The sequence below is a fragment of the Paenibacillus sp. JMULE4 genome, assembly GCF_013337105.1.
GTDB lineage: Bacteria > Bacillota > Bacilli > Paenibacillales > NBRC-103111 > Paenibacillus_G > Paenibacillus_G naphthalenovorans.
This window is the reverse complement of record NZ_SGWF01000021.1, coordinates 20,043-34,102: the sequence shown is the minus strand read 5'-3', so window position 1 is coordinate 34,102 and position 14,060 is coordinate 20,043. Positions and strand designations below refer to the sequence as shown.

At 56.7% G+C, this 14,060-nt stretch carries 14 protein-coding genes and 1 riboswitch; of the genes, 13 read left to right on the top strand and 1 reads right to left on the bottom strand.

The features are described from left to right. The first annotated feature begins 3 nt into the window (after positions 1 to 3). From EXW96_RS24840 to EXW96_RS24780, 13 genes are all read left to right on the top strand, one after another. The gene (locus EXW96_RS24840) at positions 4 to 1,209 is read left to right on the top strand and encodes an aminotransferase class I/II-fold pyridoxal phosphate-dependent enzyme (protein ID WP_062409433.1); all 1,206 of its coding nucleotides are present in this window, start codon (positions 4 to 6) and stop codon (positions 1,207 to 1,209) included. A 124-nt stretch (positions 1,210 to 1,333) separates the two neighbouring features. Continuing rightward, entirely contained in the window at positions 1,334 to 1,603 is a 270-nt protein-coding gene (locus tag EXW96_RS24835; RefSeq protein WP_054818679.1) for an aspartyl-phosphate phosphatase Spo0E family protein, read from the top strand. 221 nt (positions 1,604 to 1,824) lie between these two features. Then, positions 1,825 to 2,352, top strand: coding sequence for a hypothetical protein (locus EXW96_RS24830; RefSeq protein WP_062409432.1), 528 nt, complete (start codon positions 1,825 to 1,827; stop codon positions 2,350 to 2,352). Between the two features lie 25 nt (positions 2,353 to 2,377). Then, positions 2,378 to 2,585, top strand: a riboswitch (cobalamin riboswitch). A 160-nt stretch (positions 2,586 to 2,745) separates the two neighbouring features. Next, positions 2,746 to 3,768: an ABC transporter substrate-binding protein gene (locus tag EXW96_RS24825; protein ID WP_174351676.1), complete on the top strand. Its 1,023-nt coding sequence runs from the start codon at positions 2,746 to 2,748 to the stop codon at positions 3,766 to 3,768. Next, a complete protein-coding gene (locus EXW96_RS24820) occupies positions 3,769 to 4,806 on the top strand; it encodes a FecCD family ABC transporter permease (RefSeq protein ID WP_062409430.1) in 1,038 nt (345 codons plus the stop codon). 15 nt (positions 4,807 to 4,821) lie between these two features. Beyond that, positions 4,822 to 5,607, top strand: a complete 786-nt coding sequence (locus EXW96_RS24815; protein ID WP_174351675.1) for an ABC transporter ATP-binding protein — start codon at positions 4,822 to 4,824, stop codon at positions 5,605 to 5,607. Further along, entirely contained in the window at positions 5,607 to 6,686 is a 1,080-nt protein-coding gene (gene cobT / locus EXW96_RS24810) for a nicotinate-nucleotide--dimethylbenzimidazole phosphoribosyltransferase (RefSeq protein ID WP_174351707.1), read from the top strand. The genes EXW96_RS24815 and cobT overlap by 1 nt, the downstream gene beginning before the upstream one ends. Then, complete coding sequence (cobU, locus tag EXW96_RS24805; RefSeq protein WP_062409428.1) at positions 6,683 to 7,249, top strand: bifunctional adenosylcobinamide kinase/adenosylcobinamide-phosphate guanylyltransferase; 567 nt, start codon at positions 6,683 to 6,685, stop codon at positions 7,247 to 7,249. Before cobT ends, cobU begins: the two co-directional genes overlap by 4 nt. Before the next feature lie 20 nt (positions 7,250 to 7,269). Next, positions 7,270 to 8,343: an adenosylcobinamide-phosphate synthase CbiB gene (gene cbiB / locus EXW96_RS24800; protein WP_174351674.1), complete on the top strand. Its 1,074-nt coding sequence runs from the start codon at positions 7,270 to 7,272 to the stop codon at positions 8,341 to 8,343. Continuing rightward, positions 8,228 to 9,079 carry an adenosylcobinamide-GDP ribazoletransferase gene (gene cobS, locus EXW96_RS24795; RefSeq protein WP_309225222.1) on the top strand — a complete coding sequence of 284 codons (852 nt, stop codon included), beginning with the start codon at positions 8,228 to 8,230 and terminating at the stop codon, positions 9,077 to 9,079. The genes cbiB and cobS overlap by 116 nt, the downstream gene beginning before the upstream one ends. 4 nt (positions 9,080 to 9,083) lie before the next feature. Beyond that, complete coding sequence (locus EXW96_RS28355) at positions 9,084 to 11,753, top strand: cobyric acid synthase (RefSeq protein WP_174351672.1); 2,670 nt, start codon at positions 9,084 to 9,086, stop codon at positions 11,751 to 11,753. 3 nt (positions 11,754 to 11,756) lie between these two features. Then, on the top strand, positions 11,757 to 12,323 hold the full coding sequence (locus EXW96_RS24785; protein WP_054818682.1) for a cob(I)yrinic acid a,c-diamide adenosyltransferase: 567 nt from the start codon (positions 11,757 to 11,759) through the stop codon (positions 12,321 to 12,323). Next, complete coding sequence (locus EXW96_RS24780; RefSeq protein ID WP_137671159.1) at positions 12,320 to 13,252, top strand: RluA family pseudouridine synthase; 933 nt, start codon at positions 12,320 to 12,322, stop codon at positions 13,250 to 13,252. Before EXW96_RS24785 ends, EXW96_RS24780 begins: the two co-directional genes overlap by 4 nt. A gap of 56 nt (positions 13,253 to 13,308) precedes the next feature. Here the strand turns inward: EXW96_RS24780 and EXW96_RS24775 are convergent, their stop codons facing one another. Then, complete coding sequence (locus EXW96_RS24775; RefSeq protein ID WP_217437503.1) at positions 13,309 to 14,055, bottom strand: YdcF family protein; 747 nt, start codon at positions 14,053 to 14,055, stop codon at positions 13,309 to 13,311. Between the last annotated feature and the right edge of the window lie 5 nt (positions 14,056 to 14,060).

Genomic DNA, 14,060 nt, shown 5'->3' with positions numbered 1-14,060 from the left:
AAGATGATAGAGCATAAACAGGCCCAACAGCAACCGCTGCAGACGAAGTCGATGAGCGGCTATCTGGCTCCGCTCGTGCGTGAAATTCCGCCATCAGGCATCCGTAAGTTTTTTGATCTGGTGAGCGGCAGCAAGGATATTATATCCCTTGGAGTAGGGGAACCTGACTTTAGCACCCCGTGGCATGTCAGAGAAGCGTGCGTTTATTCGCTTGAACGCGGAAATACCAAGTATACGCCCAACTCCGGGCTGCCTGAGCTGCGGGAAGCGATTGCCGAATACTTGTACGAGTCGTTTCACGTCCCGTATGAGCCTTCCGAAGAGGTGATCGTCACCGTTGGCGGAAGCGAAGCCATCGATCTGGCGCTGCGCGCCTTGGTTACCCCGGGCGATGAGATTCTTATTCCGGAGCCCTGCTACATTTCTTACAGCCCGATTACCCGGATCGGCGGCGGCATTCCCGTAGGCATCGAGACTTTTGCCAAAGACGGCTTCAAGCTGACGGCGGAATCGCTCAAGGCGGCGATCACGCCCCGTTCCAAAGTGTTGATTCTGTGCTATCCAAGCAACCCGACCGGGGGCATCATGACCTATGAGGATTGGCTGCCGATTGCCAAAGTCGTTGAGGAGCACGATCTGATCGTTATCTCGGACGAGATTTATGCGGAATTGACCTATGAACAAAAGCATGTCAGCTTCGCTTCGATTCCGGGCATGCGCGACCGGACGATTCTTGTGAGCGGCTTTTCCAAGGCGTTTGCGATGACCGGCTGGCGGATGGGATACGCTTGCGGGCATCCCGACCTCATATCGGCCATGCTCAAAATCCACCAGTACACGGTCATGTGTGCGCCGTCCATGGGACAGGTTGCTGCCCTGGAGGCGCTCAAGCACGGCATGGAGGAAAAAGACCGCATGGTAGAGTCCTACAACCAGCGCCGTCGTCTTGTCGTACAGGGTTTCCGGGACATCGGACTGCAGTGTCATGAGCCTCAGGGCGCATTCTATGCCTTCCCTTCCATTCAGGCAACGGGGCTAAGCTCCGAGGAATTTGCCGAGCGCTTGATTCGTGAGGCGAAGGTCGCAGCAGTACCCGGCAATGTATTTGGCAAGGGTGGAGAAGGATTTGTCCGCTGTTCTTACGCGACTTCGGTTAACCAGCTGATTGAAGCGATTGATCGAATAGGCAATTTCATCAAAAAGCTTTAATTAAACAATATTATCCATTTTCAATCCCCCCAAAAACTGGTATATTAGATGTAGATTCATATTTTCATAGAATATGAATCTTTTTCTTTATAGGTCTAAAGATATGAAGCGGGAGGGATGAAGAATGGCTTTTCCGGAATATCAGCTTCGGCAATACATGAATAACGGCTGGATTCGCGAGAATGATCAGAAAGCCAAGTGGATTTTTGGAACAGGAAAACGTGCTTCGTCTGCCTTATCTTTAGAAGATCATATTTACCTTTTAAGACGCGAACTGGAGCGCCTTGTACAAAACGGAAATGACCTGACATCACCGGAAGTAGTGAAAATCAGTATGGAGCTTGATCTCAAAATAAATGAATATATGAATCTTCATCAAAAGGGCCGGTCTTGACCGGCTTCTTTTAATGAGATCGAAAGAAGTGTAAGTGAGCAGCAGAGTGCCAAAACGTCAAATGGTCAGCTGTAAGGATGATTTCAGCGCAGCAGCCAGGTTTTTCGTGCTTCCTCCTTATTCTTAAAAGCTTTGAAAGAGCAGGTCTTTTATGTTAACATCATAAAGGATATGTTGGAGAATCGGGGTAGAGAGGGAAAAACACGAGGGGAGAAACCGGCGTGAGAAGGAATGGGCTGCTCTGCCTGCTGCTGATGATGTTCGTACTTGCTGCAGGCTGCGGCGGAGGATCGAAGGCGGATGTGTCGATTTTCATGATAGGATCCAACGGGATCCCGAATGAAGCGGGAGAAAAGTTGCAAGCCTCGCTGCAAAGTGAAATAGGTGAATCGGCCAGTGTGCAAGTATTGGCGGCGCCTATATTTTCAATGGAGAAGCTGATCGTCGAAATAGCGGCCGGTCAGAACGGCATTCTGATGATTCCGGAGAATCATTTTAAAGCGATGGGCGAGCAGGGCGGTTATGTTCCGCTGGACGATGTGGCCAAAGCGGAGGATTTTCCTGAGGGCGTTCTGGAAGTTACGGAAGACGGCAAGAAGCAAAAGCATCTGTACGGCATCCCGATGGATCAAACCAAATGGTTTACGGAGCTCGAATTCGACGGCAAAAATCTGTTCGCGTTCATTCCGGCCAATGCGCCGGACAAAGAGAAAGCGAAGCAGGTCATGAAAATAATTGCCGAGAAATAATTGTGCATGCCAGTCATGCAGCGGACAACAACATAGCGGTTCAGGTGCCCGCACAGCCAATCAACGCTTGCGGGTTAAAAGGGAAGCCGGTGTGAATCCGGCGCGGTCCCGCCACTGTATACGGGTAAATGCTCTTCATGAAGTCACTGTCTGGAGCAGACGGGAAGGCGAAGAGCTCTGGCTCAGCGAAGCAGCCCGTAAGTCAGGAAACCTGCCTGAACATGCATTCGATGCAGCCTTTCGAGGAAAAGGGGCAGACGCGCAGCCTGCCGGCGGCATATCGACTTGATGTCGACTGCGGCCGCCAGGTTTGTCAGAGTGTGCCTCTGCTTCGGAGACGATCCGAAAGCAGGGGTCTTTTCGTTTTTTGAATGATGATAAGGAGATGGACCTATGTATTGGGATAAGACGACTCGCATAAAAAAAAGGCTGCTTGCAGCCGTTCTGAGCCTGGCTTTGGCGGGAACGCTGGCAGGATGCGGAAGCACTGCGCCAGCGCCGGGGCAAGGTCAGCAGGCGGAATCGCCGAAGGCGGGCGACGCCAGGCAGGAAGGGTCGGTCACATCGGCCAAACGGACGACGTATCCGCTCACCGTCAAAGACGCTACGGGTAAAGAATTTGTTTTTGAGAAAGCTCCGGAGCGCATCGTTTCCACTTCACCGAGTGAAACGGAAACACTCTTTGCTTTGGGGCTCGGAGATCAGGTAGTGGGCGTATCGGATTTCTGCAACTATCCAGCCGAAGCGGCGGCGAAGCCGAAAGTCGGCAGCATCATCAAGCCGAACGAGGAAGCGCTCGTTGCGGCCAACGCCGATTTGGTCATGACGGGGGTATCCATGAATATGACCGTAGTGGAGAAGCTTCGCGGACTGAAGGTGAATCTGTTTAAGGTCGAGCCCAAAACGTTAGACGATGTGATGAGCAATATTCTGCTCATGGGGCAAATCTTCGACCGCCAGGAGCAGGCGGAGAAGCTGGTCGATTCGATGAAGGCCGAACGCCAAAAGGTACTGGATGCGGTGAAGGATCTGAAGCCTGAGCAGAAGAAAAAGGTATTTGTCGAGTTTTCCCCCGGCTGGACGGTCGGTAAAGGCGAGTATATTGACGAGCTGATCAGCCTGGCCGGAGGAATCAATGTGGCGGGCGGCGAGAAAGGTTACGTAAAGCTTAGCGAGGAGAAGGTGATCGCGGACAATCCGCAGATTATTCTTTATCCGACGGGGATCATCGACGAGAAGAGCAATAAGCCGATGGATCAGTTGATTCGCGAGCGCAGCGGCTGGGACCGGATTGAAGCGGTGAAGTCGAACCGGTTGGTCGGGTTGGACAAGGACATTATGAGCCGTCCGGGTCCCCGGATTACACAGGCATTGACGGAAGTAGCCAAAGGAATATACCCGGAACTGGTGAAATAGATGAAGCGTAAGCTGTGGATTTGGGGCGGAGCCGCCTTGGCCCTGCTTGTATTCGCCGTTTCTGCGGCAGTATCGATCGGTTCGGTCCGAATTCCGTTCGGTCATGTCTGGGGAATCGTACTTCATCAGCTGCCTTGGATCGGTGAACGAATCCAGGGGGATTGGAGCGAAGCTTCGGAACAAATCGTATGGAGGGTCAGGCTGCCAAGGGTAGTGCTGGGCATTCTGGTCGGTGCCGCCCTGGGGTTGGCCGGCGCGGCCTTTCAGGGCGTACTCCGCAATCCGCTTGCCGATCCGTACACGCTGGGCGTTTCGTCCGGAGCATCGGTGGGTGCGGCTTTTTTGATCTTGTTCGGTCTGCAGTATACGCTCTTTGGGGAGTGGACGGTACCGGCGGTAGCGTTCTTGACCGGAGTACTGTCGCTCTGTACGGTGCTTTTGCTGGCACGGACCGACGGCAAGCTGCGTAAGGAAACCGTCATTCTGTCGGGTGTCGTAATGCAGGCGTTCCTGGGCGCCTTCGTCTCGTTAATGGTGGCGATGTCGGATCAGGTGATCAACGAAATCATCTTCTGGCTGATGGGAAGCCTGGCGCTGCGGGGCTGGACTTATTCGCTGGTGCTGCTGCCGTATTTGGCTGCAGGCTCCGCAGTGCTGCTCTGTTACGGCCGGTCGATGAATTTGTTTGCGCTCGGGGAGCGGCAAGCGGCGCATCTAGGCGTCCATATCGAGAGGACCAAGCTGATTGTCCTGATGGCGTCTACTTTGATCACTGCGGCGGCCGTATCCGTGTCGGGGGTGATTGCTTTTGTCGGGCTTCTGGTGCCGCATTTGCTTCGGCTGATGATCGGACCGGATTACCGCTTGCTGCTCCCCCTGTCTCTAATTGGCGGCGCGATTTATGTGCTGCTCGCAGATACGCTGGCCCGAACGCTGCTTAGTCCGACGGAGATTCCACTCGGGGTCGTGACGGCGTTTATGGGGGCTCCATTTTTTGCTTATTTGCTTCGGCGGAAAAAACGGATGGTGCGTGAGTGAAAGGAGGCCGGCGCGATGATTCAAGTAGATGTGGAAGAGGTGTCCAAGGCATTCGGAGCGCGGGAGGTGCTCCGGGGAGTCCGCTTTCGGGTGAAGCCCGGTGAATGGTTCGGTATTTTGGGACCCAACGGAAGCGGGAAATCGACGCTGCTTCATCTGATTACCGGCCTGGAGCCGGCGACTGCGGGAAATGTGCGGCTGGATGGCAAGCCTGTGGCATCCTGCTCAAGGAAAGCCTTGGCGCGGCAGATCGCGGTGCTGGAGCAGGATGCGCTGCCGCCGCTCGGCTTCACGGTGCAGGAGGTGATCGAAATGGGACGCTACCCGTATCAAAACTGGCTGGGAGACGAAACGGCGGATGCCGCTGCGCTGGTAGAGCGGATTATCGCTTGGCTGAAGCTGGACTCCCTGCGGGAGCGAACCATCGATCATTTGAGCGGCGGTGAACGTCAGCGTGTAGCCTTGGGGAAAGCAATGGCGCAAGAGCCCAAGCTGCTGCTGCTGGATGAACCGACAACATTTCTGGATATCGGGTACCAGGTCGAAATGATGGATATGGTTCGTAAATGGCAGCAGGAATGGGGGATGACGGTCATTTCGGTGCTGCACGATCTGAATTTGGCCGCTCAATACTGCGACCGTCTCCTTCTGCTGCATGAAGGAGCGACGGCGGGAATCGGTACGGCTGAAGAGGTGCTTCGTGCCGATCTGCTGGAGCAGGTGTACGGAACGCGGCCTCACATTCTTGCGCATCCGGACAGCGGTGTTCCGCAAATCTTACTGGGAAAGGGAACAAGATGATGAGCAATAACCGATTGGAACAAATCATTGCGGGTATCGCCCCTTTGGATAAACGGAGTATAGAGGAGGCGGCGCGTCATCTCGATCAGCTGACCAAGCCGCCGGGAAGCTTGGGCAGACTGGAGGAGGTGGCCAAGCAGCTTGCGGGAATCCGCGGGGAGCCGATACCGGATCTGGGGAAAAAGGCGGTCGTCGTCATGGCTGCGGATCACGGCGTATGCGAAGAAGGCGTCAGCGCCTATCCGGCCGAAGTCACGCCGCAGATGGTGCTTAACTTTCTGAATGGGGGCGCGGCGGTGAACGTGCTTTCGCGCCACGCCGGAGCCGACGTTCTGTGTGTCGATATTGGTGTGAACGCGGAGCTTTCCGATTCACGGCTGAGGTCTCATAAAATTCGCATGGGCACGGCCAATATGGCTAAGGGGCCCGCGATGACGCGGGAGGAAGCGGAGGAAGCGGTTCTGGTCGGTGCGGAGATAGCCGCTGAATTGGTGCGGGATGGCTACGGCTTGATCGCCACCGGAGATATGGGCATCGGCAACACGACGGCCAGCTCGGCCATCTTGACCGTACTTGGGGGTACGGATGCGGCCGAAGCCGCAGGGCGAGGCACCGGAATCGACGACGAGCGCCTGCGGCACAAGCAGGCTGTGATTCGCCAAGCGATCGAGCTCAATCGTCCGGATGCGGCCGATCCGATGGACGTGCTGTCCAAAGTGGGGGGGCTTGAGATCGCCGGCTTGGCCGGCGTCATCCTGGGGGCGGCCAAGCACCGCTGTCCGGTCGTCATCGACGGGTTCATCTCCTCGGCTGCCGCTTTGGTCGCAGCCCGATTGGCACCGCTCAGCGTACGGTATATGATCGCCTCGCACCTTTCGCAGGAACAGGGACACGCGCGTCTGCTCGAAGAAATCGGACTGACACCGATGCTTGTGATGGACATGCGGCTTGGCGAGGGTACGGGCGCCGTCCTTGCTTTTCCGCTGATTGAGGCTGCGGTCAAGATCATGAAAGAAATGGCGACCTTCGCCAATGCGGGTGTTTCCGGTGCGCTTCCTGCGGAGCAGCTGCAAGGATGAGCCGGCGGGGACTGAAGGTGCTTGTAACGGGCGGGGCCCGCAGCGGGAAGAGCTCTTTTGCGGAAAGCTATGCGGCAACACTTGGCGCACAAGGTCTTTACATCGCCACGTCGCAAGCCTATGACGATGAAATGAAGGAACGCATCGCGATGCACCGCCGGGAACGGGATGAACGAGGGTTTCCGTGGATTACGGCGGAGGAGCCGTATGATCTCGCCGGGGCGCTTCTTAGGGCGGAATCGCCCGTCGTGCTTGTCGATTGCCTGACGCTGTGGCTGTCCAATTGGCTGCTGAGGCTGGAACAAGAGCCGGAGACCGGGCGGTTGGACGGGCTTGAGGCCAAAATTGACGAGCTGGCGGAGGTATTCGGTTCGCTCGACCGTCCGGTCGTTCTGGTTACCAATGAGGTAGGCAGCGGTCTGGTGCCTGAATATAAGCTCGGTCGGGTGTTTCGGGATCTGTCCGGGCGAATGAATCAGCGGCTGGCCCGCATAGCCGACCAAGTGTTTCTGGTCACGGCGGGAATTCCGGTGGAACTGAAAAGCCGGGCGTTTCACTTTTAGTACGGTGCGGAGGAACGGACTTGCTGTTTTATAGTTTGCAAGAGTTGATGTGGATGGTGCTTGCGGCGATAGTGATCGACTGGGTCATCGGGGACCCCGCATGGCGTTGGTTGACACACCCGGTTGTTTGGATCGGGCGGTTGATTGCATATTTGGAAAACCGCCTGTATCCGATTCCGGTGAAACAGGAGAGCGAATCGGCCGCAGAGGCGCACCGTGCCCGTTTGTGCGGAGCGGTACTGGCCTTCTTGACGATCGGTCTGTCTGCCGGAAGCATTTGGCTTATGGTATGGCTGGCGGATCAAGTACATCTATGGGTTGGTTATGCCGCCAGCACCTGGTTTATCTCGACTACGATCGCCGTCAAGGGGCTGAAGGACGCGGCGATGGCGGTATATAAACCTTTAAGCGAAGGACGTATCGATGAGGCAAGAGAGCAGGTCGGCTTCATTGTCGGAAGGAACACTTCACAGCTCGACGAGCCTGAAATTACGCGGGCCGCGGTCGAGACCGTAGCCGAGAACATTGTGGATGCGTTTATTTCTCCGGTTTGCTATGCCTTGGCGGGAGGCGCTCCATTGGCGATGCTGTACCGCGCTTCCAATACGCTCGACTCGATGGTGGGCTACAAGAATGAAAAATATATTCATTTCGGATGGGCTTCGGCCCGCTGGGACGATGTGATGAACTGGATTCCCGCAAGGCTGGCGGGTCTGCTGATCGTGATGGCTGCGTGGTTCAGCCCCGGGCTTCGTGCAGGAAGAGCCGCGCGTTCGATTGTGCGCTTTGCCCGGCTTCACCCGAGTCCGAACAGCGGCATTCCGGAATCGGCCGTCGCCGGAGCACTGGGTATCGAGCTTGGCGGAGTGAACGTTTACCACGGCCGCACGAGCGAGCGGGCACGGATGGGGTGGCCGCTCAGAGAACGGGAGCGAGAGGACATCCGTCGAACCGTCGGGATATTGTACGGTGTCAGTTATCTGGTTGCGGGGGGATTGCTGTGCGGGCTTTTTGGCTTTATGGATAACGTGGGGGTCGGCCTGTGCGGCTGCTTTTCAATTTCTGACCCGTCTTCCCGTGCCGGTGAAGCTTGATTACAATGACGCTTTGTTTCGCCGAAGCGTCGTTTTTTATCCTTTGGTCGGCTTGGTGCTCGGAGTTCTTCTGATGGGTGCGGGGAAGCTGCTGTATATGGCTTTGCCTCCGCTTCCCGCCGCCGCGCTGCTGCTTTCGGCCTGGGTGCTGCTGACCGGAGCGCTGCATCTGGACGGCCTGATGGATATGGCGGACGGCATATTGAGCCACCGTTCGCGCGAGCGGATGCTGGAGATCATGAAGGACAGCCGGGTCGGCGCTATGGGCGTCGTAGTATGCGCGCTGGTGCTGCTTCTGAAATGGTCTTTGCTGCAGGAGCTTTTTCGTACCGGGACGCTGAGCTGGCTGCTGCTGCCGATGGTTTTGCTGTGGAGCCGGTGGTATATGGTGGTTGCGATTGCCGGCTGGCCCTATGCGAGGCAGGAAAAAGGCGGCGGTATGGGGAGTTTTTACCGCGGCGTCGGATGGAAGCACATTGCGGCCCATAGTGCGCTGGCTGCACTATTATCCGCAGCTGTGCTCCTGACCGCACGGGCGCTGGGTCTGCACTTGGCAGGGGGGCTGTGGCCTATGCTGGCATTTGCGGGATTGACTCTTGGCGGCGGTTATCTGATGAGCGAGTACATTCATCGCAAGCTGGGCGGTTTGACCGGAGATACCTATGGGGCTATGAACGAGCTGCTGGAGGTGCTGCTGCTTCTTTTGCTTGTGTTGATGACGGGACAGGGGGAATGAATGGATGCTGGAGCGATACGGACACGGCGGTGATTTATGGACGGCGGCGGAAACCTTTGGGATGCCCAAGGATCAGTTTCTCGATTTCAGCTCGAACATGAATCCGCTTGGGCCTCCGGAAACGGTGGGATTCATCTTCAGCAGCAGGTGGAAGGAAGTCGTGAACTATCCCGATCCGGCTGTGAGAGAGCTGACGCGCAAGCTGGCGGCAAAGCATAAGGTGGACGAGGACTGCATTCTGGTGGGCAACGGGGCGGCGGAGCTGATCGATCTGGCCGTACGGGTGCTGCGTCCCGGCCTGACAGGGCTCGCGAGGCCGTCTTTTGGAGAATATGAAGAAGCTGTGGCAAAAATCGGCGGGCGGGTGTACGATATTCCGCTCTCCGAGGCATCGGGATATGAGCTTAAGCTTTCCGATGTAAAAGAGGCGGCAAGCCTGTGCGACTTGCTGTTTCTGGGGCATCCGAACAACCCTACGGGGCGGCTGCTGCCTGGGGAAATCGTGTCCTGGCTGGCGGCAGGCGGCATTCCGGCCATTATTGATGAAGCGTTTCTTGACTTTAGTCCCCGCGAGGAGGAGCTTACGCTGACGCGTACGGCAGCAGAGAGCTCCAGCCTGATGGTCATTCGTTCCATGACCAAATTTTATTCGATCCCCGGTATCCGGCTCGGCTATATTGTAGCGAATCCCGAACGGATTCGCCTGATGAAGCGGCTGCAGGTGCCGTGGAGCGTGAATGCTTTGGCGCAGTGGATCGGCAGCAGTGTGCTGGAGGAGCGGGAATACGCGGTGCGCACGCTGGAATGGCTGAAGGAAGAGCGGGAGGTTCTTACCGGAAAACTCCGGAAACTGGGGCTCCGGGTGATTGACAGCGACGCCAATTTTATTCTCTTCTCGCTTCGGCCGCTTGGCCTTACGGTTCAGGCGCTTCAAGCCGAGATGGGACGAAGAGGGATTCTGGTGCGCGATGCGTCGCTTTTTGCCGGATTGGACGAAACCTGGTGCAGAGTAGCGGTCAAGCTGAGGGAACAAAACGAAAAGCTGTTGGCCGGTTTAACCGAAGCTTTGAGCGTTCTGCAGGGCTCGGCGGAGACCGAGGATGCTGTGCCTGCCGCGGTGGGAACTCCTGATCGCGGGCTTGCTCCTACACTCATGATCCAAGGTACGTCTTCGGATGCGGGCAAAAGCCTGCTGACGGCTGCGCTGTGCCGTATCCTGCTGCAGGATGGCCGGCGCGTCGCGCCGTTTAAATCGCAAAACATGTCGCTGAACTCCTACGTCACGCCGGATGGCAAAGAAATCGGCAGGGCGCAGGGGATGCAGGCCGATGCCTGCCGCATTCCCGCGACGACGGATATGAATCCGATCCTGTTGAAGCCGAAAAAGGACATGATCTCCCAAGTCGTCGTGCACGGCAAGCCTTTCCGCGATCTTGACGCCAGGACGTACCGGGAAAAATACCTGCCTGAGGCGGAAAGGGTTGTAAAGGAAGCGCTGACCCGGCTGCGCAGGGATTTCGACGTTGTCCTCATTGAGGGGGCGGGAAGCCCCGCCGAGATCAATCTGAAAAACCGAGATATCGTCAACATGCGGCTGGCGGGCTGGGCGGATGCGCCTGTGCTCCTGGTGGCGGATATCGACCGCGGAGGGGTATTCGCTTCGATTGTAGGCACGCTCGAGATCTTCACTCCGGAAGAAAGATCGCGTGTCAAAGGATTTATCATCAATAAATTCCGCGGGGATATTAGCCTGCTGAAGCCCGGACTGGATTGGCTTGAGCGACGGACGGGGAAGCCCGTGTTGGGCGTGATTCCTTATCTGCCCCAGCTTGAACTTGAAGATGAAGATTCCGCATCATTGGACCGGAGGCTGGCGGAACGTCAGATCGGGGAGAAGCAGCCCGGCATGCTGGACATTGCGGTGCTTCGCCTGCCGCGCATATCCAATTTCACGGATGTAGATCCGCTGGAGTACGAGAGGGACGTTCGCTTGCGGTTCGTGGAGACGCCGGAACAGTTCGGCGAACCGGATGCGGTGATCGTGCCGGGAAGCAAAAACACGGTCGACGACCTTCTTTATTTGCGAAACGGGGGACTGGAACGGAAGCTGGTGGATTTTGCCGAGAACGGCGGGTGGATCGTCGGCATTTGCGCAGGCTATCAGATGCTCGGCTGCAGGCTGCTGGATCCGGAACTGGTGGAATCGAATCAGCCGGAGCTGAGGGGACTGGGCCTGTTTCCGACGGAAACCGTCTTTGCCCGGGAGAAGAGAACGGTGCAAGCTCAAGGAACAACGGGTCTGTACGCCCGGCAGGGACAGCGGTTTCCTATTACGGGTTACGAAATACATATGGGCCAAACTTCATTTCTTGAACCGGTCGAGCATCCTTTTTTGCTGCTGCCGGCCGCTGATGATACGGAGCCTGCCGCGGATGGGGTCGTGAACGGAGACGGCCGCCGATTCGGCACGTATGTGCACGGTATTTTGCATAATGACGATTTCCGCAGGGCCTGGTTAAACCGGATTCGTGAAAGTAAAGGGCTGGAGCCGGTGCCGGCGGAGCTTCGCTTTCAGGAGCGTCGTGAAGCCGCATTTGACAGGCTGGCGGCGCATGTAAGGCAGCACTTGGATATGGACCGGTTGTATGAGATGATAGATCGCAAGGAGGGATAGCGGATGAGAATATATACGAGGACGGGCGATGCGGGTCAAACCGGCGTGATCGGAGGACGCGTGGATAAAGATGACGCAAGGGTGGAGGCTTACGGTACGGTCGATGAGCTGAACTGCTTTGTCGGACAGGCGATGGGTTTCCTTGACCCGGAGCGGGATCAGGATTTGCTTGCCGATTTGCTTGAAATTCAGCATGAGCTGTTCGACTGCGGCTCGGATTTGGCTCTGCTCAAGCAGGAGCTGCGTCCTTATAAGGTGACGGCGGAGATGGTGGACCGTCTGGAGACATGGATCGACAAGTACGATGCGGAGGCCCCGGAGATTCAGCGGTTTATTCTGCCCGGGGGAAGCCGGGCTTCCTCCGCGCTGCATGTATGCCGGACCGTCTGCCGCAGGGCAGAGCGCCGGGTGGTGACGCTGGCCCGTACACAGCCAATCAATGAAGAAGTGCGCCGCTATTTGAACCGATTGTCGGATTTGTTCTTTACCGTGGCCCGGGCGGCCAACAGCCGCGCAGGGATTCCCGATGTGGAATATGCGCGCAGCGCCAAGGTGTTCCGCCGAAAATGACAAGCTATTACAAACCTCTTCAGTACATCGTGCCGCCGGAGGATGACGGCATGTTGCTCCGGACGGTTTTGCAGCAAAGGATGGGGATTTCCCGCAAGCTGTTGTCCCGGCTGAAGATGACGGAGCAGGGCATTCTGCTCAACGGAGAGCGCAGGTATATCGACGTCAAAGTACGGGCGGGCGACAGGGTGGAAGCCCGTATGGAAGTGGAAACGTCAGATGACATATTACCCCAACCGATCCCGCTCGACATACTTTATGAGGACGAGGAGCTGCTGGTGCTGAACAAAGAGGCCGGCCGAATCGTTCATCCGACGCACGGACATTACACGGAAACGCTGGCCAACGGCGTGGTTCACTATTGGTTGGAAAAAGGGGAAAGGTTCCGTTTCCGTCCCGTTCACCGTCTCGACCAGGAAACGTCGGGGGTGCTGGCCGTTGCCAAAAACGCGTATGTACACCAGCAAATTTCCGAACAAATGCAGACCACCGGGTTGAAAAAAGAGTATGTCGCCTTGGTGCATGGTGTGCTGGCGCTCGATGAAGGAACCGTCGATGCGCCGATCGATCGCGACCCGCTGTCGCCGCATCTTCGTATCGTCACCGACACCGGTTACCCGTCTGTAACGCACTATCGCGTAGAGCGCCGCTTCCGGAATGCGACGTGGGTTCGTCTATGGCTGGAGACAGGCCGTACCCATCAGATCCGCGTTCATATGAAGCATCTGGGACACCCGCTCTTTGGTGATAAGCTCTATGGGTTGGAAGAAGCGGAGGAACCGTCAACGTCTGTCTTCATCGGCCGTCATGCGCTGCATGCCGCTGCGCTCGGGTTAACCCATCCGATATCCCGTAAATGGATGGAATTTCACGCTCCGCTGCCGTCGGACATACAGCAGTGCCTGGATAGACTGGAATCAAACGAATAAAGCCCAAAACCGCCGTTCTTCGTAAAGAACCGGCGGTTTTTTGCGTACCGCAAAAGCTACTGCAGCATGCCCAAGTACTCTTTCACCACTAATTGCAATTGATTCATTGCGGCAGAGGACGGTACGAATAACCGGCCCGATAACCCGCCGCCGGTATTGCCTGCCAGATAGTTAACCGGGTAAGGAATAACCTCCACCTGCTGCTCCTTAAAGTGTTTGATGGACCTTGACATGTGAAAAGCGGAGGTGATCAGTACAGGGCGGGTCAATCCCTGCCGTTCCAGAAGCTCTTTGGCGTTCCGGGCATTTTCCTGCGTCGTTCGGCTCCGATCCTCCAGCAGGATGGCCTGTTCGGGCACGCCCAAGGCGATCAGCTTGCGCTTTGCCAGCTGACCTTCGTTAGGGGTATCGGCGAACACTTGGCCGCCGGAAATGAGAACCGGCAGCGGATGCCGGGCGTACAGCTCCGCAGCCGATACGACCCGATGCAGAGTGTAGCCGTTCAGATGTCCTGTACCGTCGATGTCCGGGGTTCCTGCGATGGCTCCTCCGGTGAGTACAACGTAGGCGTCCCCTTCTATGGATGCGGGCGGGGCATAGCGATCTTCCAGCGACCGAAGGGCCGCTTCGCCGGTCAGCGGGATCGATGACAAGTACAGCAGGAAAGCGAGGGCCAATGGAATAAGCCACGATCTGCGGCCGCAGCGATAATACAGCCATAATGCGGCAAGCCCTAATAAAAGCACAAAGATGCCGGGCGGAATGAGCAGGCTGTAAACCAGTTTGATAAAATAAATAATCATGTCGT